Origin of the sequence: Sporolactobacillus sp. KGMB 08714, from assembly GCF_036598985.1 — a bacterium.
Classification (GTDB): domain Bacteria; phylum Bacillota; class Bacilli; order Bacillales; family Sporolactobacillaceae; genus Sporolactobacillus.
This window is the reverse complement of record NZ_JAUUBW010000002.1, coordinates 42,213-64,473: the sequence shown is the minus strand read 5'-3', so window position 1 is coordinate 64,473 and position 22,261 is coordinate 42,213. Positions and strand designations below refer to the sequence as shown.

21 protein-coding genes are annotated in these 22,261 nt (G+C 47.8%); 6 read left to right on the top strand and 15 right to left on the bottom strand.

Going from position 1 to position 22,261, the window contains the following annotated elements; translation table 11 throughout:
• Positions 1-766: 766 nt before the first annotated feature.
• The 5 genes from Q6A92_RS01825 to Q6A92_RS01805 form a co-directional block, all read right to left on the bottom strand.
• Positions 767-2,053, bottom strand: a complete 1,287-nt coding sequence (locus Q6A92_RS01825; RefSeq protein ID WP_332236828.1) for an adenylosuccinate synthase — start codon at positions 2,051-2,053, stop codon at positions 767-769.
• A gap of 165 nt (positions 2,054-2,218) precedes the next feature.
• A complete protein-coding gene (dnaB, locus tag Q6A92_RS01820; protein WP_274399139.1) occupies positions 2,219-3,589 on the bottom strand; it encodes a replicative DNA helicase in 1,371 nt (456 codons plus the stop codon).
• 109 nt (positions 3,590-3,698) lie between these two features.
• Positions 3,699-4,142, bottom strand: coding sequence for a 50S ribosomal protein L9 (rplI, locus tag Q6A92_RS01815; protein ID WP_274399140.1), 444 nt, complete (start codon positions 4,140-4,142; stop codon positions 3,699-3,701).
• On the bottom strand, positions 4,142-6,121 hold the full coding sequence (locus Q6A92_RS01810; RefSeq protein WP_274399141.1) for a DHH family phosphoesterase: 1,980 nt from the start codon (positions 6,119-6,121) through the stop codon (positions 4,142-4,144). The genes rplI and Q6A92_RS01810 overlap by 1 nt, the downstream gene beginning before the upstream one ends.
• Positions 6,122-6,883: 762 nt before the next feature.
• Entirely contained in the window at positions 6,884-8,326 is a 1,443-nt protein-coding gene (locus tag Q6A92_RS01805; RefSeq protein WP_274399142.1) for a catalase, read from the bottom strand.
• A gap of 712 nt (positions 8,327-9,038) precedes the next feature.
• On the opposite strand from Q6A92_RS01805, the gene Q6A92_RS01800 reads away from it, so the two are divergent.
• The 5 genes from Q6A92_RS01800 to Q6A92_RS01780 all read left to right on the top strand — a co-directional run bounded on the left by Q6A92_RS01800 (position 9,039) and on the right by Q6A92_RS01780 (position 12,317).
• Complete coding sequence (locus Q6A92_RS01800) at positions 9,039-9,974, top strand: cation diffusion facilitator family transporter (protein WP_274399144.1); 936 nt, start codon at positions 9,039-9,041, stop codon at positions 9,972-9,974.
• Between the two features lie 86 nt (positions 9,975-10,060).
• Positions 10,061-10,513: a chemotaxis protein CheW gene (locus Q6A92_RS01795; RefSeq protein WP_274399145.1), complete on the top strand. Its 453-nt coding sequence runs from the start codon at positions 10,061-10,063 to the stop codon at positions 10,511-10,513.
• A gap of 104 nt (positions 10,514-10,617) precedes the next feature.
• The gene (locus Q6A92_RS01790) at positions 10,618-11,262 is read left to right on the top strand and encodes an HD domain-containing protein (RefSeq protein WP_274399147.1); all 645 of its coding nucleotides are present in this window, start codon (positions 10,618-10,620) and stop codon (positions 11,260-11,262) included.
• A 147-nt stretch (positions 11,263-11,409) separates the two neighbouring features.
• The gene (locus Q6A92_RS01785) at positions 11,410-11,970 is read left to right on the top strand and encodes a DUF420 domain-containing protein (RefSeq protein WP_274399208.1); all 561 of its coding nucleotides are present in this window, start codon (positions 11,410-11,412) and stop codon (positions 11,968-11,970) included.
• A gap of 77 nt (positions 11,971-12,047) precedes the next feature.
• A complete protein-coding gene (locus tag Q6A92_RS01780) occupies positions 12,048-12,317 on the top strand; it encodes a hypothetical protein (protein ID WP_274399149.1) in 270 nt (89 codons plus the stop codon).
• On the opposite strand, the gene Q6A92_RS01775 is transcribed toward Q6A92_RS01780, so the two are convergent.
• The 7 genes from Q6A92_RS01775 to Q6A92_RS01745 form a co-directional block, all read right to left on the bottom strand.
• Entirely contained in the window at positions 12,296-14,011 is a 1,716-nt protein-coding gene (locus tag Q6A92_RS01775; protein WP_274399150.1) for a DUF6044 family protein, read from the bottom strand. The two genes, Q6A92_RS01780 and Q6A92_RS01775, sit on opposite strands and share 22 nt — an antisense overlap.
• A 201-nt stretch (positions 14,012-14,212) precedes the next feature.
• Positions 14,213-14,443: a 30S ribosomal protein S18 gene (gene rpsR, locus Q6A92_RS01770; RefSeq protein ID WP_274399151.1), complete on the bottom strand. Its 231-nt coding sequence runs from the start codon at positions 14,441-14,443 to the stop codon at positions 14,213-14,215.
• A 43-nt stretch (positions 14,444-14,486) separates the two neighbouring features.
• Entirely contained in the window at positions 14,487-14,999 is a 513-nt protein-coding gene (gene ssb, locus Q6A92_RS01765; protein WP_274399152.1) for a single-stranded DNA-binding protein, read from the bottom strand.
• A gap of 23 nt (positions 15,000-15,022) precedes the next feature.
• Positions 15,023-15,328 carry a 30S ribosomal protein S6 gene (gene rpsF, locus Q6A92_RS01760; RefSeq protein ID WP_274399154.1) on the bottom strand — a complete coding sequence of 102 codons (306 nt, stop codon included), beginning with the start codon at positions 15,326-15,328 and terminating at the stop codon, positions 15,023-15,025.
• A gap of 124 nt (positions 15,329-15,452) precedes the next feature.
• A complete protein-coding gene (gene ychF, locus Q6A92_RS01755; RefSeq protein WP_332236826.1) occupies positions 15,453-16,553 on the bottom strand; it encodes a redox-regulated ATPase YchF in 1,101 nt (366 codons plus the stop codon).
• 58 nt (positions 16,554-16,611) lie between these two features.
• Positions 16,612-16,836, bottom strand: a complete 225-nt coding sequence (locus tag Q6A92_RS01750; protein ID WP_332236825.1) for a DUF951 domain-containing protein — start codon at positions 16,834-16,836, stop codon at positions 16,612-16,614.
• A gap of 81 nt (positions 16,837-16,917) precedes the next feature.
• Entirely contained in the window at positions 16,918-18,300 is a 1,383-nt protein-coding gene (locus Q6A92_RS01745; protein WP_274399158.1) for a glycine--tRNA ligase, read from the bottom strand.
• 502 nt (positions 18,301-18,802) lie between these two features.
• Between Q6A92_RS01745 and yyaC the strand changes: the two genes are divergently transcribed.
• Positions 18,803-19,390, top strand: a complete 588-nt coding sequence (gene yyaC / locus Q6A92_RS01740; protein WP_332236824.1) for a spore protease YyaC — start codon at positions 18,803-18,805, stop codon at positions 19,388-19,390.
• Positions 19,391-19,623: 233 nt separating this feature from the next.
• On the opposite strand, the gene Q6A92_RS01735 is transcribed toward yyaC, so the two are convergent.
• From Q6A92_RS01735 to noc, 3 genes are all read right to left on the bottom strand, one after another.
• A complete protein-coding gene (locus Q6A92_RS01735) occupies positions 19,624-20,484 on the bottom strand; it encodes a ParB/RepB/Spo0J family partition protein (RefSeq protein WP_274399160.1) in 861 nt (286 codons plus the stop codon).
• A complete protein-coding gene (locus tag Q6A92_RS01730) occupies positions 20,465-21,238 on the bottom strand; it encodes a ParA family protein (protein ID WP_274399161.1) in 774 nt (257 codons plus the stop codon). The genes Q6A92_RS01735 and Q6A92_RS01730 overlap by 20 nt, the downstream gene beginning before the upstream one ends.
• A 138-nt stretch (positions 21,239-21,376) precedes the next feature.
• A complete protein-coding gene (gene noc, locus Q6A92_RS01725) occupies positions 21,377-22,237 on the bottom strand; it encodes a nucleoid occlusion protein (protein ID WP_332236823.1) in 861 nt (286 codons plus the stop codon).
• Between the last annotated feature and the right edge of the window lie 24 nt (positions 22,238-22,261).

The following is a 22,261-nucleotide window of genomic DNA, read 5'->3' as shown; positions in this document are numbered from 1 at the left end:
AGCAACTATTTTTCAATAAATCATACTGCGTGAACCCATTTAGGCTTATTGATCAAAATTTTCATTGATGAAATGGCCCTGTCCGATCGTCCGGCAACCCATATCTATGGCGCCGCCGGCCGATCTGCACGTAAAAAATCGGCCCGGAAACAGAATGACTGCCTCCGGGCCGGCTTATAAGATAAACATAAATAAAGTTGTTGGATCGGAACAATACAAACAGCATGCTTTCATTGAAATGGCCATGTGAAAACAGTTGTCTGCTCATCCAGTCGTTCAATGATTCAATCTGAGGTTTCACGACAAAAAGTGTTCTCTCCCGCTCTCTAATAAGCGGTAAGAAAAAAACGGCTTCCGGTTGACAGATCGTGTGCAGCAATCCGATCAAATTTAGGCAGTAAACCAAGCCGCGAAAGGATCAAACCAAACGATTAAAAAGTTAAACTGAAAAAAAGCGGCTGCGCCAAAAAACCAAGATGCCGCTCTGAATCAGGCCAATCCCGCTTCGATTCGCCGGAAACCCGCACCGAAATTAAATTCGGGATTTAGAAGGAATCCGCCTGAATCAGCATGACGAAAAAGTCTATCCATTCCCTATTTTTTGGCCTTTTACTTTATTTCTATCGGATTTAGGCGCTTCCGGCGCTGCTGCGCCACAGCGCTGTCCTCAGCAAAAGATTTTTAATTCGGTAAAACCGCTTTTGTTGTCAGTCACTCGATCGGATTGCGCCATTTGGGCCGACTTGCAGTATTCCCATTCTGTCAGTCAGGCAAAGACACTGCGCACTTCAATTGTTTGTCTGCGGTCGGGACCGACCGAGAACAGGGAAAGCGGGACTCCGGAGAGCTGTGAGATGCGCTCCATGTAGTGACGGGCATTCTGCGGCAGGTCCGAAAGTGAATCCGCCTGCGTAATGTCTTCCGTCCAGCCGGGCATCTCTTCATAAATCGGGCGGCACTGTGCCAATATATTCAGGCTTGCCGGAAATTCTTCGATCACCCGGCCCTGGTATTCGTAGGCTTTGCAGATTTTTACCGTTTCAAGGCCGGTCAGTACATCGATACAATTCAGCGACAGATCGGTCAGTCCGCCGACGCGGCGGGAATGGCGCAGGACAACGCTGTCAAACCAGCCGATCCGGCGCGGGCGTCCCGTGACTGTTCCGTATTCATGGCCGGTTTCACGGATCCGATCGCCGATCTCATTGTTCAGTTCGGTCGGAAACGGCCCGTCTCCCACGCGTGTCGTATAGGATTTTGCGCAGCCGACCACATGATTGATTTTGGTCGGACCGACACCTGCGCCGATTGTTACTCCTCCGGCTACCGGATTGGATGAAGTCACAAAAGGATAGGTCCCCTGATCGATATCCAGCATGCAGCCCTGCGCTCCTTCGAAGAGCACTCGTTTGCCTGCGTCCAGCGCATCGTTTAATACAACCGATGTATCGCAGACAAGACGGCGCACACGTTCGCCGTAAGCAAGGTACTCGCTGTAGATATCGTCAAGATCAAAGCCTTCGCTGTCATACATTTTTTCCAGCAGGCGGTTTTTTTCAGCAAGATTTTTCCCCAGTTTCTTCTTAAATGTTTCCGGTTCAAGCAGGTCGGCCATCCGGATTCCGACTCTCGCCGCTTTATCCATGTATGCCGGACCGATCCCTTTCTGAGTCGTACCGATCTTCGACGCGCCTTTTCTCTTTTCTTCAAGCGTATCCAGTTTCAAATGATAGGGTAGGACAAGATGCGCACGATTGCTGATCCGCAGATTGTCCGTTTTAATGCCCTGTCCTTCCATATAATCCAGTTCTTTGCACAATGATTTCGGATTGATAACCATTCCGTTGCCAAGCACACAGATTTTATTATCATAAAGAATACCTGAAGGCATCAGCTGCAGTTTATATTTTTTTTCATTCCAGACAATCGTATGGCCCGCATTATCTCCGCCTTGATAACGGGAGACAACTTCCGCGTTCTCTGAAAGATAGTCTGTAATTTTTCCCTTTCCTTCATCGCCCCACTGGGCACCCACTACAACTACAGAAGACATGATGTAGCCCCCTAATGATTTATTCACTCAAGCCATCATCAAGTCTAACAGTTTTCTGTCTAAAAAGTCAACGAAAAAACGAACGTTCATATTTAAAACCCGGTTTTTGTTCGGATTTAAAATGTTCGTCATGATCACCGGCCGGAATGGCTGACTCTGCAGGCCCTACGCACCGGGGGGCATATCTTCTGCCTGATGTTTCCGGTCAATATTGACAAATTTATTGTATTCCTTGATAAAAGCCAGTTCGACCGTCCCCACGGGTCCGTTTCGCTGCTTGGCGATGATGATTTCGATGATGTTCTGTTTTTCGCTTTCTTTATCGTAGTAGTCGTCTCGATACAGAAAAGCCACGACATCGGCATCCTGTTCGATACTGCCTGATTCACGGATGTCACTCATCATCGGCCGTTTGTCCTGTCTGGATTCAACGCCGCGCGAAAGCTGCGACAGGGCAATGACCGGCACGTCCAGTTCACGCGCCATTGCTTTCAGTGTTCTGGAGATCTCGGAAACTTCCTGCTGCCTGTTTTCCTGGCGGCGCGGGCCGCCCGATCCCAAAATCAGCTGCAGGTAGTCAATAATGACTATATCCAGACCTTTTTCTTGTTTTAATCTTCGGCATTTTGCCCGAATATCATTCACTCGGATACTCGGGGAATCGTCGATATAGATTCTCGCCTGCGACAGGCTGCCCATAGCCATCGTCAGCTTCTGCCAGTCGTCGTCTTCCAGCCTGCCGGTACGCAGCTTCTGGGCATCAATGTTGCCTTCCGCACAGAGCATGCGCATGGCCAGCTGTCTGGCGCCCATTTCAAGGCTGAAAATCGCCACGCTGGCATCATTTTTCGTAGCCACGTTTTGAGCGATGTTCAGAGCAAAGGCCGTTTTCCCAACGGAAGGCCTGGCCGCAACGATGATCAGATCGCTTTTCTGAAAACCGGCCGTCATCCGGTCAAGCTCGACGAATCCGGTCGCCGTACCGGTGACGTCGCCCTTCCTGCTCTGAAGCATTTCAATATTGTCGTATGTTTCAATCAAAACGTCTTTAATTGTCCGGAATTCGCTCGTCCGTTTTCTCTCGGCGACTTCAAGAATTTCTCTTTCGGCATCGTCGAGTATGCTTTCCACACCGTCTTCGCGTGTATAACCTTCGGAAACGATGTGGGTGGCCGTACGGATCAGCCGGCGGAGCAGGGCCTTCTCTGCGACAATATTGCAGTAATACTCGATATTGGCCGCTGTCGGAGCCGAACCGGCAAGATCCGAAAGATAAGAAACACCGCCGACTTCTTCCAGATGCCGGGCGGACTGAAGAGCGTCCGTTACGGTCACAACATCGACCGGTTCATTTCGATCCGACAGATCCAGCATCACGGTAAAAATCAGCTGGTGGCTTGTACGGTAAAAATCTTCGGGCGTGAGCTTTTCCGATGCCGTAATAACTGCCGACGGCTCAAGGAAAACGGCCCCGAGAACAGCCTGCTCGGCTTCCGTATTGTGCGGGGGCGTGCGATCCGCGAATAAGTCACTCATGCTGTTATCCCCTTATTTATACTTGTTAAGCGGCCGTGCTGACAATTTTCGGCACAGCGTACAATTGCCGGGGAAATCTCTGAAACGGCCGGTACGCTGTGAATGCCGCTCATTCTTCCGTGACATGCACTTTCACTTTGGCCGTGATCTGCGGATGCAGTTTAAGCGGCACATCCGTAAAACCGAGGGTGCGTATCGGTTCCGACAGCTCAATTTTCCTTTTATCAATCGAGATGTTCAGTTTTTGAAAAGCCTGTGCGATTTGTTTGCTCGTAATGGAACCGAACAAACGGCCGCCTTCTCCGGATTTTGCCTTCAGCTCAATCGTGATCTTTTCTATTGTATTTTTGAGCGCTTCAGCCTGGCGGCGCTCTTCTTTTTCATGCTCCATTTGTTTCTTTTTTTTCGTATCCAGCTGTTTCAGGCTGCTCTTGCTCGCCGGAACCGCCAGATTTTTTGGAAATAAATAATTTCGGGCATAGCCTTCGGACACTTCTTTGACTTCGCCTTCGTTGCCTTTACCTTTTACATCTTTAACAAAAATGACTTTCATCACGACAAACCTCCCTCAAAATAACTGTCAATGGCCGCTCTGACCTGTTCTGCAGCTTCGCCGACTGTCGTATTCTTCAGCTGAGTAGCCGCGTTATTCAAGTGTCCGCCGCCGCCGATGCTTTCCATAATGAGCTGGACATTTACATCGCCGAGAGATCTCGCGCTGACACCGACCTGCCCGTCAGGCCTCAGGCCGATGACAAAGGATGTCCTGATCCCCTCGAGTGTCAGCAGTGTGTCCGCCGCCTGGGCAAGCAGCACCTGCTCATACTGCTTTTGTTCTTCGCCGACAACAACGGCGATATTGGAGCGATAAATTTTCGTCCTGCGAATGAGTTCGGCGCGCTGATTGAATTGATTCAGGTCATCGCTTAAAAATTTCTGGACGAGAATGGTATCCGCTCCGTGCGCACGAAGATAGGACGCCGCGTCGAAGGTACGGAAACCCGTCCGCAGCGTAAAGTTTTTCGTGTCCACCGCTATGCCGCCCAGCATTGCCGTTGCCTCAATGACTTCCAGCGGACGCTCATTGGGCTGATACTCCAGCAGTTCCGTGATCAGTTCGGATGTCGAGGATGCATAGGGTTCCATATAAACGAGTACAGGATCCTTAATAAATTCCTCCGCCCGCCGATGATGATCGATCACGACAACGCGGGGCGTACTTTCCAGAAGCTGCGGATCAACAACCATAGACGGACGATGCGTGTCCACAATCACGACCAGTGTTCGCCTCGTTGCCTGTCCGCGGGCCTCATCGGCAGAAATAAAGTCGGACCACAGGCTGCGGTTCTCCTGAAGTTCGCGGATCAGCCGGGATACACCGCTCACATTCGGCTCCCGGTCGATAACGATCTTCGCATTGCGTCCATTGGCATGAGCGATTTTCAGGACGCCGATACAGGCCCCCATAGAATCCAGATCGGGCACTTTATGGCCCATAATCAACACCTGGTCGCTCTCCAGCATCAGTTCCGACAGAGCGTGCGAAATAACCCGTGCGCGGACACGTGTCCTTTTTTCAACAGGATTGGACTTGCCGCCGTAAAATTTCACGTCGCCGTCCGGCCGTTTGATCACCGCCTGATCGCCGCCGCGTCCCAGCCCGAGATCAAGAGCGGACTGTGCATAGGCACCCAGGTCTTCAAGCACCGGGGTTCCCGCCCCGACGCCGATACTGAGCGTTAACGGAATATGGCTGAGGGGAACGGTTTTTTCCCTCACCTTGTCCAGAATAGAAAAATGTTCTTCTTCTACTGCCGCCAGCTGTTTCTCGTTCAATACCGCGAGAAAGCGATCGGACGCAGTCCGCCGCAGATAGACGCCGTGATCCGACGCCCAGGTTTTGATCATCGACGTGGTCTCATTATTAATTGTACTCCTGATCTGGTCTTCAAGACCCTCTGTCACTTCTTTATAATTATCCAGGAAAATCAGTGCAATCACTGTTTTTTCATTAAAGTATCTTTTTTTAATCTCCAGAATATCGGTAATATCGGTAAAATAGAGCAATCTTTCCGGCCTTTTCAAACGTACACGGTATTGCCGCTCGTGAATCGTGATGATGATTGATGATTCTTTATCCGATGAGATGAATTCCGCCAGCTCCTCGGAGATCTCCTTTACATTTTTTCCAATATTTGTTTCTTTGCCGCCGGCAATTTTATTGAGATACACGTTGCACCATTCAATTTGCTCGGATTCATCGTAAAGAATAATCCCGATCGGCATCCGCAGCAGTACTTCGCCGCCGACATTTTTAATGCGGTAGGAAAGCCCCGCAACATATTCGATCAGTTCTTTATCAAATTGTGTCTCATTAAACACAAACCAGACGGCAAAAAGAGCCAGCAGAACCAGCCCTGCCAGAGCAAGCATCCAGTTCAGAAACGCAATAAAAATTAGAAAGAGGAGACACAACAGACCGAGTAAGACGAGCTGGTCGCTGCGCCATCGGTGTTTAAATCGGTTTGCCAATTTTTTCAGCTCCCACGGCCGAATTTGCCCGTTCAGGGCGGTACAAAAGTTTCCGCTGATTTCCGCGGATCCCGCTGCCGTTTGCCTTCGCCGCCCTTTTCAGGACATATTCGCGAGCATGCTTCCGAAATATATGGCATCCGGCAAGTCTGGAAACGATGCCGGACTCCGTACCACGGCCTTCCATGAATTTAGAATCTTAAGGTCCGCATCTGCTTTCGAAAGAGGATTAGGAAACTTTGTTCCGCCAAGCCTTCTGTGCAGATAAAGCCTGAGTTGCGCTTATACTATAATCCCTTAAAGTTTTATGCTCTCCGATCGTATAAAAAAAGAAACCGGCACCTCCCGTAAATATCAGTATTCTACAGGATCCGCTGAATTCGCGTTTTTAACAGCCTTTGCTTTTGTATGATCTGACTCACGGATATTAAAATTCAAGTTAATTATACTCAATATTCCTCTCGATTGCAGTAATCAGTGAGTTTTTTCACTGAATCCCTCTTTTCCTCTTCCGAATGTCAATCGTCGCCGGTCGGCCGCTTCACCCAGAGTCCGAGGCAATCGAAAATTCTTGCTCCGGTACAGGTCAGAGCGCAGCCATGGATCCGGGCATCACGTCAAGGAGATCCGGGCAAAAAAAAATAACCGCGGCCGCGAGACCTCGGCTTGAAAAAATCAATTATTCGGTGTTTCTCCTGCCTCTGACTTCCCAGCTGCTTTTACCCTGCATCCGATTCTAGCCTTTCCTTATATAGATCGAACTTATTTAATTTCATCCAATTCAATATTCAGCGCCTTGGCAACACGAGTCCCGTAATCCGGGTCGGCTTGGTAAAAATGTTTCGTTTGCAGAATTTTCACTGCCTGGCTGTCTACGGAACCCAGATTTTTTGCAATCGTTTGAATCAGACGATCCCGTTCGTCGGTACTCATGACGTGGTATAAACGGCCGGCCGCAGAGTAGTAGTCGGTATCATATGGCTTGAAATCACCCAGTTTCCCGTGCACTTCATCCTGATGGATTCGAGCACCCGGATCTTCGACCGGTCCCCCGTGACTGTTCGGTTCATAGTTGACAGAGCCATCCTGCCCCTGCGCCATAAACCCGTCCCGTTCGTAGTTGTGTACTTCATTTAACGGACGATTGACCGGCAATTGTTCATAGTTCACACCGAGTCGGTAACGTTCGGCATCTTTATAAGCAAATAAACGTCCTTGAAGGAGTTTATCGGGTGAAGCTTCAATTCCGGGAACAAAGTTCGCCGGTGAAAAGGCCGCCTCCTCGATCTCATCGAAATAGTTCGTCGGATTTTGATTGAGGGTAAATTCACCGACTTCAATCAACGGGTAATCTTTATGCGACACAACTTTGGTGACGTCGAAAATATCATATTTGTAATCCAGTCCGGCTTGATAGGGCAGGATTTGTACGTAAACCTTCCATGAAGGGAAATCACCGGTTTCAATGGCGTTAAATAATTCGTTCTGCAAGTAGTCCGTATCTTCACTGGCGGCCTTGGCGGCGACCTCATCGGTCATATTTTGAACGCCCTGCTGGGTAATGAAGTGATATTTTACCCAGAATATCTCGCCTTTGCCGTTCACCCACTTAAAAGTATGGCTGCCATAGCCATTCATCGTGCGATAACTGGCTGGGTTGCCCCGGTCGCCCATTAGATAGGTCACTTGATGCACGGATTCGGGAGAATGAGCCCAAAAGTCCCATTGCATGTCGTTATCCCGCCGGTGAGTCCGCGGATCACGTTTTTGCGAGTGAATGAAATCGGGAAATTTCAGCGGATCATTTACAAAGAAGACCGGCGTATTGTTACCGACAATGTCGTAATTTCCCTGCTGACTGTAGAATTTCAGCGCAAAGCCGCGAACATCGCGGATGGTATCCGGATAACCCGATTCGCCGGCTACTTGTGAAAATCGAAGAAGAATCGGCGTTTCTTTTCCGGTTCCGTTAAACAAGTCTGCCTTAGTATATTCGCTCATGTCATGGGTCAGCTTAAATATCCCTTTGGCACCAGCTCCCTTGGCGTGGACAACCCGTTCCGGGATGCGTTCACGATTAAAATGAGCCAGCTTTTCCAGCAACTGATAATCCTGAATGAGTACGGGACCCCGCTCGCCGGCTGTCAGAGAATGATTGTTGTCGGCCCATGGCTGCCCCGCTTCCGTCGTTAATTGATCCGTCATCTTTAATTCCCCCCTCTATCAAATGATCACAGGCAATTCTCTTATTTACATGATAATCATAATAAAGTGACACCATTTATACAAGAGCGATACCGCAAGGGAAAAAGCTGCCGCGAATGATTCATAAACCGGCACTGACGCGGTACTCTCGCTCGCTCCGGCCGGCGGGACCGATTCCTCACGATGGCTGTCAACGGAAGCGTAGCGGCCGTTGCAATGACGTTAATAACGGTGTAAAATAATACTTGTTAGTTTTAAATTGAGAAAGCGTTTTAAATGAACCGATAGATGCCCGAATTCTTCTTCCCGTTTGTTCCCACAGGGTGAGTGAACAAGCAGCGATATTTCGTTGTTTCAACGCTCTAAAAGAATTGGGCCTTTTTCGTATTGATTCTTTTTATATCGGCAGTTTTAGGCTAAAGTGTCATTCGAGAGTTGGTGCAGATCATGGCTGTTATCACTGCGCGGGACGCCTTGAAACGCAAAGATGCGGGACGCAGTTCCGTTATCCGTTCAGGCAGAAGAACGGCCGGGGAAGCTTTTCCGGCCTTGGCGCGCTATCCGGCTGGTCTTTTTAAATTCACCCGTTTCCTGTTCCCGGCGGGTCCAGTAAAGAATAAAAGAATGCTTTTAAAAAGACAATCCTTTTCCGGATTGCCTTTTCTCTTTATTAATTTTCCTCAAGCAAACAATTTAAGGGGGGTGAATCTTTATGGCCCGTGAAAATCCGAAAGCAGTGAAGGCGGCCTGGATCAGTCTGATCAGCAATTTTTTCCTGACATTGATCAAAATTGTCTGCGGTTTGTTCTTTCGCAGCACCGCGCTTATCGCAGACGGTGTGCATAACGGCGGGGACGTTATCGGTTCAATTGCCGCTATCGGCTCAATGAAGCTTTCCAATCATCCGGCCGATAGAGATCATCCCTACGGTCACGGAAAAGCTGAGGATGTTTCCAGCGCTTTCATCGCGATTATTTTAATCGGCGCGGCTTTATTTCTTGTATACGACGCAATTAAAGTCCTGCTCGGGCCCGTTTCGGCGGTCAGTGTCTGGGCGCTTTTAGCAGCCGTTGTTTCAGCAATCTGGAAATGGATCCTTTATGTCTACACTTATAAAACGGCTCAAAAATACCGCAGTAAAAGTCTCCGCGCCGCCGCTTCGGACCATCTGGCCGACATCTTTGCTTCATGCGCTGCCGCCGTCGGCCTCGGCATCGGTTGGGCGGGAAATCTGCTGAATATGCCTGGTGCCCGTTTCGGCGATCCGGTTGCAGGCATCGTCGTCTCTTTTCTCGTGCTGAGAATTGCGATCATTATGATCATAAAGTCGACCAATGTACTTATGGAAAGCAGTGTCCCTGAAGACAAACAGGAAGAGTACCGGCAGGTGTTCCTCTCTTTTCCGGAAGTGAAAAAAATCGATATTTTGCGCGCACGCGAGCAGGGCAACGGAGTGCTGATCGATGCTCAGATCAGGCTCCCTGCTTCGCTCACTATTCAGGAGGGCGACGATATTACCGAGGCAATCAGGCGGCGGATGATCCGCAAATATCCTTATGTCGATGAAGTGCTGATTCACATCAATCCGTGGTACGCGGACCGGGAAGTCGTTGAACCGGATTCTGTTCCCGACCTGAAAAAAAAATGACGATTGATCCATTATCCTTTATAGTTATAAGTAAATAAAACGGTCAGCGTCTGCACACAAATATCTTATCTTTTGAGGTGAGCGAAATGTCAGTTGCTTCAGTAGAAAATACAGCCATTGCGCTGAATGTTGGAGATCAGGCGTTCGGTCTCCCGATCGGAGAAATCCATGAGTTCGTAGAACCGATTCATGCCGTGAAGGTACCGATGACCCATCCCTACTTTCTGGGCCTGATTTCATTAAGAGGTAAAGTTCTGCCCTTGATTAATCTGGCGGGTATCTTTCACATTGATCACAATCCGTTTCCTAAAGAAGATGAAAAATACGTCGTTTGCGGTACAGAGAATGAAATCATCGCTCTTGATATTCATTCTGTCGGCGAACCCTTAACTTTTCATCCTGAAGATCTGGTTCCGGTCAGCGACAAAGGGGAGGCCGTTACCGCCGAACTGAAATTGGAAAAACGCGAGCTTCCTCTGCTGAATATCCAGAAACTTTTCACCCTGACAAAATCACTGAACAGCCTGGAACGGCGCTGAATCGATTTTTTATGAGAAGGATTGACGGATCCTTTTTATGACTACATTAATCTGAATACTCTTAGAAAAAAGATCAAAAACAGGCGGAGGAAGGTGGCACATTCATGGGCATTCACAAATATTTTCAGAGTTTGTCCGACCTGGAAGGGATATTCCGCTGCCCGGGCGTTTTTAAGTATCAGGAACATTCCGTAGCCAGCCATTCTTTCAAAGTGGCAACCATTGCCCAATTTCTTGCCACTGTTGAAGCTCAGGACGGAAAGACGGTCGACTGGAAAACGATGTACGAGCGGGCGATCAATCACGACTATTCCGAACTGTTCACCGGTGACATCAAAACTCCTGTCAAGTACGCGCTTCCAAAACTCCGGGAACTTTTCTCCCAGGTGGAGGGTTCGATGACTCAGGAATTCCTGAACAAAGAATTCCCGCCTGAATTTAGAAAAGTTTATGAAGGCCGGTTTAAAGAAGGAAAAGACAGTTCGCTTGAAGGCCGGATCTTGTCCGTTGCCGATAAGATCGATCTGCTTTATGAAGCTTACGGTGAAATACAGAAGGGCAATCCTGAGCCTTTATTCTTTCAGATTTACAAAGAAGCGCTGGCATCCATCATAAAATTCAAGGATATGGCCGCTGTTCAATACTTTATTCATGTCATTCTTGAAGAAATGATCAATGAGGAGATCTCTTCGCATCAGAAAATTAAAGCCATTACAAAGCGCCTGCTGGCCGGAGAGTCTTCGGAATAACCATCTTTTGAATTTGGACAGCTCTTTCCTTGCCATGGCGAAAAATCTAATTTATGATGTAAGAGCTTGGAACCGTTTATTTTTATCATAGGGCCCGGTCAAATTTCTTACAGTTTTTAAAGGAGTTTTTCTCAGATGAGCAAAAATATGCTGACACAGGATCCTCGCGGAAGAACGCCAAAAAGTACGGCTAACTATGCGGTTCTGATCCTTTCGGTATCGATTATCGCCGACATTTTGATTTTACTGCTTTTTTTTGCACCCTTTATCGGTTACCACGGTAAAATCGGTTTTGATGTTTACCTGCTTCCGAGATTTAATGCCGTTTTCAACAGTTTTACGTTCATCTTCCTTCTGGCGGCCTTTATCGCTGTCAGGAAAAAGAATATCGCCATGCATCGCGGCTTTATTCTGGCCGCGTTTACAACAACCTTTCTCTTCCTGATTTCGTATCTTTCATTTCATTATCTCGCGCCGCCGCCCCATTACGGGGGCACCGGCCTGATCCGTCCCGTCTACTTTTTTCTCCTGATCACCCACAGTACGCTTGCAGCGATCGTTGTCCCGCTCGCTCTTTTCGCACTCGTATGGGGATGGACCAACCAGATTAAGAAGCATAAACGAATCGTTCGCTGGACGATGCCGATCTGGCTCTATGTCAGCCTGACCGGTGTTATCGTTTATCTGATGATGGCGCCGTATTATTAAATAGATCGAAAGGATCGCGCATGAACAGACCCCCTGATACCGGCCTACTGAATAGCCGGTATCAGGGGGTCTTTTGTATGGCCGGGTATTCAATCAATTTTAACAAAACGGCCGGCCAGTATTTCGGCGCTATTGAACCCTTTCATTGCACCATGCTGCCGGGCGCTTCACAGTTCCGGCGCGGGTCCGTCATCAACAGCGGGAAAACAGCGCCGTCTGCAAAAATTGACTGCCATTCACGCATTTATGTAAATAGTCCGCTCTCTGGAAAATTGACCGATGCGAACGGCGGCCTGGCTTCGGGACAGACTGTTTGCCTGCCGCATCATTTGGCTTCGTACAGATAGATCGTCCATGCGGAGGCTGAATTGTTAAATGATTTCAGGAAGCGCAGCCCGTCCTGATCGGCATTCATAATCGGCACGGAAGACAAAATATAACGGCCGCCCAGCTTTTTAAATGCATTGATATTAAGCTGAAGATGGTGAATTTTTACCGCCGACCCCTTCCGGAATTCATAATTTTTTCCCAACTCTGCCGTAAAAAGATAGCATCTGCCGCCCCAGTTGTCGAAATAACTTTTGATTTCTTTGTTCTTATCCAACTCTTTAGCAATAATTTTCCTGAATGTATGCTTATAAGACAGCGGATAGAAATTATTGTAAGTGTCCAAAGTATAGAAACCGTTGTACTGAGCGATCGCCGGGTGAAGGCCGATACTGGCTATGCGATAATCCGATTGCGGTTTTCCGATAAAAGCGGCAATATCATGGAATTGCTGCACGGCATAAAATTGTTTGAACGTCGGTTCGCCATGAAATTCAATTTCCGGATTGTAATAAAAAAGTACGGCAAGCTGCAGTACGAAACAAATTCTGACAAAACGCCGCCATTTATTTCCCATCTTCCAGAGGATCGCCGCCCCCACGGCAAACATGAGATAGATAAACAAGGGATGCAGATAATGGTAGCGGGAAAAATTAAAAGTTGTCAGAATGCTGATTTTTTCTTTGAGCGGTGCCCACCCCTTATAAAACCAGAAGGCGAACCATACGGACAGCAAAATGTTTATCACAAGGAGACAGACAAACCACTTTCGCAGCCGCTTTCCGCCGCCTCCGTTCCGGATCATCTGCCACAGGACGACGCCAGTAAAGGGAAGAATGACAAATTCATGAACGGTCATCACCTGGTTATGCCCCAATATAAAGTTCTCCAGCGCCAGCTTGGCCGTACTGTATAAACTGCCTGTCGATTCAAGAAATTCATTGCGGTTTGTCGGCGGACCCGGAAAAAGCAGTGATGCAACCAGTCGGTAATCCAGCAGCAGATAGAGGGCGGTCATGAATGCGATCGATCCTAAAAAAAGCAGGTTTGCCTTTCTTTTAACAATCCAATCGCGCAGCCAGAGAAACAACATCGCAGTCAGGAAAAAGAAAAAGCCAAGCACAAAACTGGAATAGAACGGCAATAAAGAAAAGATCAGCCACTCTCTCCAGGTTCCTTTCCGCGCCCTGATATTTAAAAAAGCCCACAGAGCGAGCGGCATCCCCATTGTACTGAGCATTCCGGACGGCCAGAAGGGCGTCAGTGCAAAGGCCAGAGAACCCAGCACACGGACGGGATAAGCATCTGCCGACTTGACGCAGTAATCCCGAAGCAGTAAATACATGCCGAGAAAAGCAAAGACGCAAACGATCGCCTGACTGAGGGAAAAAGCAAGCATTGATGGAAAAAGAACGTGAAGCCAGACAATTCCGCTAAACTGAGAATCGAACGCATTTCTTGAAAGCTCTCCGTTGATGACCTGCGGAATCCCGGCGTTAATGGAACCGAACAACTCGCCGCTGCGATTAAGAACCTGGTACCAGGCGACATTCGAATCCAGATTATCCTGGACACGTATATGAGCGTTTTCGCCCAGTATAAACAGAGGAGACAGATAGACGGCAATTAAGAGAGCTGCAAGAATCAATGCCCTTTTCTCTTTGAACGCCGGACCGGCATGTCTTTGATTGCCGGAGTTCAGCTGCTGATTCATTGTCTTTCACCACACTGTTTCAGGTTAGAACGGACCGGCACGGTCGTTTCAAAAGCCGGCCGCATGCTTAGATCGGAATTCAACCGGCAAAGATGCTGTCCCTTAGGAAGGTCCGCTGAATAAAAAGAACCGCCATAAAAGATCATTCTTTTACCGCGGCCTTTCATTGCTGTTTTCAATTTGACATAAAACTGGAGAAAATCATTCCGTTGTATACGGGAGTAAAGCCATCTGACGTGCGCGCTTAATCGCCTTTGTCAGCTGGCGCTGATATTTCGCACTCGTTCCCGTAACACGGCGGGGCAATATTTTCCCGCGTTCAGAAATAAACCGTCTCAGTAAGTCAACATCTTTATAGTCAATATAAGTAATATGGTTGACCGTAAAATAGCATACCTTGCGGCGTTTACCGCGTGACCGGCGTACTGCCATTCCAAGCACCTCCCTGTTAATCATTTGTTTTTCGTGCCGTTTATCAGAACGGCAGATCATCATCCGATATATCGATCGGCTTACTGTCGTTAGCAAATGGATCTTCAAAAGAAGGGGTATCCTGACCGCGGTTACTACTACTGCCGGCGCTCGCGCCCTGCCGGTTCGCCTGCGGCGGATAGCCCGCGTTTCCCGCAGCCGGAGCGGCGTTCCCGTTGCCGTCGCCATGTCTGGCGCTCTTCGGTTCAAGGAACTGCACACTATCCGCAATAACCTCCGTGACATAGACACGGCGGCCTTCATTATTCTCATAGTTTCGTGTCTGAATGCGGCCGTCGACTCCTGCCAGGCTCCCTTTTGTCAGAAAGTTGGCAGCGTTCTCCGCCTGTCTTCGCCACACGACCACAGGAATAAAGTCCGTTTCGCGATCGCCCTGCTGATTAGAGAACGGACGATTGACTGCAAGCGTAAAACTTGTCACGGCAACTCCGTTCGGTGTATAACGAAGTTCCGGATTTTTTGTTAAGCGTCCGACCAAAACAACCCGATTAATCATCAGAATTCCCCCTGTTCCGCAAATTATTTGCTTTCTTCAGGTTTGCGTTCATCCTTGATGATCATAAAGCGAATCACATCTTCATTGATCTTGACAAGACGGTCGAATTCATCAATTGCCGTGTTTTCGGCCGTTACATAGAGAACGTTGTAAACGCCGGTATTATAATCATTGATTTCATAGGCCAGCCGACGCTTGCCCATTTCCTTGACATCATTGATTTCGGCGCCATTGTCGGTCAGGATGGACGCAACCTTTTCTTTGACTGCTTTTTCCTGATCTTCTTCCAAATCCGGACGAAGAATGTACATAATTTCGTATTTGCGCACGATGTTCACCTCCCCTTGGACTAAACGGCTCCTGAACGGAGCAGAGAGCAAGTCTTCTCACTCATAGGGCTTTATAATAACACATTCAGCAAATGATTGCAAGATTCATCGATTCATGCCAAGGTCAGACATTAAATCTGAAATTAACGATGTCTCCGTCCTGCATCACATAATCCTTGCCCTCGAGCCGCAGATGCCCTTGTTCCTTTGCGGCAAGTTCTGAACCGGCGGCCACCAGATCCTCATAAGACACGATCTCGGCACGAATAAAACCGCGTTCAAAGTCGGAGTGGATGATGCCTGCCGCCTGCGGCGCTTTCGTCCCTTTCCGAAATGTCCACGCCCGCACTTCTTTTTCTCCCGCCGTGAAGTAGGTAGCCAGTCCGAGAAGCCGGTATGATTGGGCGATCAGCCGGTCAAGACCCGAAGTTTCAAGACCGAGATCCTGCAAAAACGCTTTTTTCTCTTCGCCTTCAAGTTCGGCTATCTCAGACTCAATCTTTGCCGAAATGACAACGACTTCCGATCCGTCTTTTTCCGCATAGTCCCTGACCGCCTGGACATATGCGTTATCGTCCGGTGCCAGCAGATCGTCTTCAGAAATGTTTGCTACATAGAGAACCGGTTTTTTCGTCAGAAAATTGAACGGTTTGACAGCTGTCTCCTCCTCGTCCGTCAGCGCAACATGGCGGGCCGGCTCCCCTGCGTCAAAGGCTTCTTTCAGTTTTTGCAGTGCGGAAAATTCGATGATCGCCTGTTTTTCTTTCTGTTTTGCCAATTTTTCCGTCCGGTCGAGCCGTTTATTTATCTGCTCCATGTCGGCCAGAATCAGTTCCAGATTAATCGTTTCGATATCGTCGATCGGATCGATTTTTCCGGAGACGTGCGTAATGTTTTTATCGTCAAAACAGCGGACGACGTGGGATATGGCATCGACCTGCCGTATAGTGGCAAGAAACTGGTTACCCAGTCCTTCTCCTTTGCTTGCCCCTTTAACCAATCCGGCAATATCCGTAAACTCAAATGTAGTCGGGATCTTTTTTTTCGGATGGTACATTTCCGTCAGTTTGTCCAGCCGTTTATCCGGAACACTGACGATTCCCACATTAGGTTCAATCGTGCAGAACGGATAATTGGCCATTTCCGCCCCGGCCTGCGTGATCGCATTAAACAGTGTTGATTTGCCGACATTCGGCAGACCTACAATACCTGTCGTTAAGCTCATTATTTTTCAACTCCCCGGATCTTCCCGATCTTTGTTTCGCTTCCATTGTATTCAGAACTTATTCATGACCGTCTGCGTCCCCGGCAGATCCATGTTCGATGATTCGTTTTATTTTTTTCTGGAATTCCGCTCTCGGCATCATCACACTGTGGCCGCAGCCGAGACACTTGATGCGGATATCGGCGCCCATCCTAATGATTTTCCACTGATTGACGCCGCACGGATGTGATTTTTTCATCTCAACGACGTCGTTTAAGTCAAAGATAATCCGAGGTTTCGCCATCTATTATTCCCCCTCTTAAAGAAGACCTTGATCGTCGCTAAAAGAATATACGAGTGTCCGCCGTCGATGCAACCGGGCGTATCAGAAACTGATTTTTTCTCTTAGAAAACCGGAGAGCGCATCAATCGGCAGACGGACCTGATCCATCGAATCCCTGTCCCTGACGGTAACCTTGCCATCATCTCTTGAATCAAAGTCATAGGTAATGCAGAAAGGAGTCCCTATTTCATCCTGCCTGCGGTATCTTTTGCCGATCGATCCCGTCTCATCATAATCGACCATCCAATCCTTCGCCAGGCTCCGGTAGATCGCCTGTGCTTCATTGCCGAGTTTCTTTGAAAGCGGAAGAATGCTTGCCTTATAAGGAGCGAGCACCGGATGCAGATGAAGCACGATCCGTTGATCATGATCATCGATTTTCTGTTCCTCATAGGCATCGGCCAGAAAGGCGAGAGTGACACGGTCAGCGCCGAGCGAAGGCTCGATCACATACGGGATATAGCGTTCATTCAGGTTTTGATCGATATACTGCAGATCCTGCCCCGACACTTCCATATGGCGGCGCAGATCGTAATCCGTTCTTGATGACAGGCTCGACAGTTCTCCCCATCCGAACGGGAAGAGGTACTCGATATCCGTCGTCGCATTGCTGTAATGCGGTAGTTCTTCTTTTTCATGATCGCGGAGCCGGAGATTGTCTGCTTGGATATTCAGTGACTTCAGCCATTCGAAACCGAATGAGCGCCAATATTGGAACCATTTCCCGTCTTCGCCTGGTTTGCAGAAAAATTCCAATTCCAGCTGTTCAAATTCCCTCGTACGGAAAGTAAAATTTCCGGGCGTGATTTCATTGCGGAACGATTTGCCGATCTGGCCGATGCCAAAAGGAATTTTCTTGCGCATCGTTCGTTGTACATTTTTAAAATTCACAAAGATGCCCTGAGCCGTTTCCGGACGCAGATAAATTTCGTCTTTGGCCGATTCCGTCACGCCCTGATAGGTTTTAAACATCAGATTGAACTGGCGTATTTCCGTAAAATCGTGTTCTCCGCATTCCGGGCACTTGATTGCATGAGACTCGATCAGTTTTTCCATAGTAGCAAAGTCCAGTCCGTCCACCGGTCCAGGAAGCTCTTCCCTCGGAATGTTGCTTTCAATAAGTTTATCAGCCCGAAAACGTGACTTGCATTTTTTGCAGTCAATCATCGGATCATTAAAATTTGTAATATGGCCGGAAGCTTCCCATGTTTTCGGATTCATCAGAATTGCCGCGTCCAGTCCGACATTGAAAGACGGTTCCTGAACGAACTTTTTCCACCATGCCTGCTTGACATTATTTTTCAGTTCTACGCCAAGCGGACCGTAATCCCATGTATTCGCCAGGCCGCCGTAAATTTCCGATCCCGGAAAAATGAATCCCCGATGTTTCGCCAGATTGACAATTTGCTCCATTGTTTTACTCATTCGCCGGACTCCCTTATTTTCAAAAATAATGAAGCTCCCGTCTGCTAGGCAACGAACAGCCTAGGGACGAGAGCTTTTATTGACTCACGCGGTTCCACCCTAATTGATGCGGACAATCCGCACCCTCTTTTAAAAACTGCAGCTCAAGAATGCCTTCTTCAGGTGCTGTTTCCGGGTTCCCACTCTCCCCGGATCACTGTGTAACAGCCGCTCCTGCTTACTCTTTTCTCTCATTGCCGAAAAAAATTTTCAAATTTATCCATTTTCGCTTTCTGTTACATAGTATAGCCCATTTTTCGGAAAAAGGACAGTAATTCTTGTTTTTCCCAAATAAAGCCGAAAGATGACGTCTGAAACGGTATATCACCCATAGCAGATATTTGAAATTCGGGCAGTGGAAAAGGATGAGCTAAATGCGAGGGCGCCGGATTTTCTAGGGAAACAGGTATAGATTCTCCGGATAGTCCGTATACTGATAATACTTTATTAAGGAGCGGAAACTATGAATCTTAGGCAGGAAAAACAAACAGCGCATTATGAGGACAAAGTCTCCCACGCTTTGCTCGTCCGGGCGATTCGAAGCTATCTTCCCTCGCCCGGAACAAATCCGCTCGTTATCGTCTGCATCGGGACGGATCGCTCCACCGGAGATTCACTTGGCCCGCTGGCCGGCACTTTTTTGCAGAAGCATACGATTCCCGATACTTATATTTATGGTACTCTGGAAAATCCGGTGCATGCAGTAAATCTTGAAAACACCCTCAGTACCATAGCGGCCTCCTATCGGAATCCTTTTATTATTGCCATTGATGCCTGCCTGGGCAAGCAAAAAAATATCGGCATGATCTCAGTTTCAAAAGGTCCTGTTCTCCCGGGTGCAGGCGTTAATAAAAAACTTCTGCCTGTCGGGGATATCAACATTACCGGAATTGTCAACGTCAGCGGCTTTATGGAATATTCTGTACTCCAGAATACACGGCTCAATATTGTAATGAGTCTTTCGGAGGTCATCAGCCGCTGTCTTTATCTTGCCATTCTTTCCCGCGATAAAGCCGGTCTCCCGGCTCGAATGCACCTCAGCCGTCATTAACAGCATCTGTCCGGCTAAAGTGCGATCCTGAAACTCGTTTATGATGTGCAGTCAGGCTTTGAAGCCTCATTTATCAGCTTTAAACAGGCATCCGCAGAAAAGCAGCGCTTTTTCGAGAGAAAAAATAGGAACCAATGTTTTTCACGCGCATTTAAAGCATCTTTCATTAGTCCGAGAGGTGAATCCCAGCTTTCTCTGAATCACAATTCAAATAAAAAATTAGGGGGCAGCTGTTACGGCCGCCCCTCAAGCAACTCAAGCAGCCGATTCAGATCATCGGCTGAGTAGTAATCCATTTCAATTTTCCCTTTTTCCTTGTTAGCTGTCGGCTTTATTTTTATTGACGTGCCGAACCGTTCACGAAGCGTATGAACCTTCTCCTTCAACTCGGGAGGCATGATCCACTCTTTTTTCATCGATGTTTCACGTGAAACATGATGATTCAATTTTTGAATCAGCGCCTCAAGCTGCCGTACATTCATTTGCTCCTTAATAATCTTATCGACAACCTGCGGAATCCGTTTTCTGTCCTTAAGCCCAAGCAATGCCCGGCCGTGCCCCATTGAGAGCTTTCCGTCTTCAAGCAGTCCTTTGACGGTTTTATCCAGCTGCAGCAAGCGTAAATGATTTGTGATATGCGGCCGGCTCTTTCCGAGTTTTGCTGCCAGTTCCTCCTGAGTCAGATTCAATTCATCCATTAATCTTCGATAAGCCGAGGCCTCTTCAATAGGATTTAAATCTTCCCGCTGAAGATTCTCAATCAGAGCAATCTGCATCATTTCTTTATCGGAGAGCTCTCTGATAATCGCCGGAACTTTTTTCTGGCCGGCGATTTTGGCAGCCCGAAATCGGCGTTCCCCGGTAATAATATCGTAGCCTTTAATACTTTTTCTGACGACCAGCGGCTGAATGACTCCATGCTCTTTAATGGACTGGGCCAGTTCTTCCAACCCTTGTTCATCGAATTTTTTACGGGGCTGATAAGGATTAGTCCTTAGATCGCTTAATTCGACGTTTTCTACTGTATCTTCCTGTTCGTCGGAAAAAGTGGTCGGAAAAAAAGCATCAAGGCCCTTACCTAACGCTTTGCTCATTCATCATCACTTCCTTCGCAAAGTCAAGATAGACTTCAGCACCTTTTGATCTGGCATCATAAATGATGATCGGTTTTCCATGGCTTGGTGCTTCGCTCAAACGGACATTGCGGGGAATGACAGTCTGAAAAACACGATCCTGAAAATATTTTTTCACTTCCTGAATGACCTGAATTCCCAAATTTGTTCTCGCATCGAGCATCGTCAAAAGCACACCTTCAATGGCCAAATGATGGTTCAGGTGTTTTTGCACAAGCCTGACTGTATTCAATAGCTGGCTGAGTCCTTCCAGCGCGTAATATTCACACTGAACCGGAATGATGACGGCATCCGAAGCCGTCAGGGCATTGATTGTCAGTAAACCGAGCGAAGGCGGACAGTCTATGATTATATAATCATATGTATCTTTTATCTTTTCCAGAGCACGTTTCAGCCTGACTTCCCTCGAAATTGTCGGAACCAATTCAATTTCCGCTCCTGCCAGTTGAATCGCGGAAGGAATCACGTCAAGATTTTCAATAGCCGATTTTTTAATCACCTTCCGGATTTCCGTATCCTCCACTAAAACATCATAAATGCATTCATCAACTTCACCTTTATCAACACCTGAACCGCTTGTCGCGTTTCCTTGAGGATCAATGTCAACCAGTAACACTTTACAGCCCAGCATAGCCATGCAGGCACTGAGATTTACAGCCGTCGTTGTTTTACCTACGCCGCCTTTCTGGTTGGCGATCGCTAATATCTTGCTCACACCTTCACCTACTCTCAAACTTCGATCGCTATCTTTCATTCTATCATGAATTCTCAGATCCAGGTTCATAATTCAACGATTTGCACAGAAAAAAGGAGCCGCAAATAAGATGGCTCCAAAATTACAGCCTTCACTTATTTATTTTTTAGGGATGCGGATCGTAAACTGGTAGTATTCGCCCATGTCTTCTTCACTGGTATCTATATTAAGTCCCGAATCCGTCACCATATGGACAGACTGGCGAATAGTGTTGACTGCGATTCGCGAATCGCGGCTTAACGAGACACGCCTTGTCCGCTTTTCTTTTGTTTTCTCCGCATCCTGATCACGTTCCAGTATTTTTTTGATGCGACTCTCGGTTTGTTTCACATTTAATTGCTTTTCGATGATTTCATGCAACAATTTTTCCTGTTTTTCAGGATCTTTTAATATAATTAATGCTCTTGCATGCCGTTCTGTTATTTTCTTTTCGAGAATCGCACTCTGTACGGATGGCGGCAGTTTCAGCAGCCGCAACTTGTTGGCAATCGTCGACTGCCCTCTCCCGAGTTGCTGAGCCAGGCTTTCCTGTGTCAGCCCGTGAATATCTATTAGTCTTGAATAAGCCATTGCTTCCTCGATCGCCGTCAGTTCTTCCCGTTGCAGATTTTCGATCAGCGCTACAGAAGCCGTTTGATCATCGTCAAACATTTTAACGATCGCCGGTATTTTTTCCCAGCCCAGAGAAGAAACAGCCCTCCAGCGCCGTTCACCCGCTATAATTTCATAGCGGTCCCCGATCGGCCTAAGCACGATCGGCTGAATGACACCGTGTTCCTGAATAGTCTCGGCGAGTTCCCGGAGTTTCTCCTCATTGAAAATCGAACGGGGTTGATATTGATTGGGAATGATTTTGGAGACTAGAATCTCCTGAACGCGCTCGTCCTCATTTTCCCGGGGATCTAGACTTGTTTCTTCTTCGCCGCTTTGGTTGAAAATCTTAGAAAAAGGATGCTTCATCTTTCCGACACCACCTTTTTACTG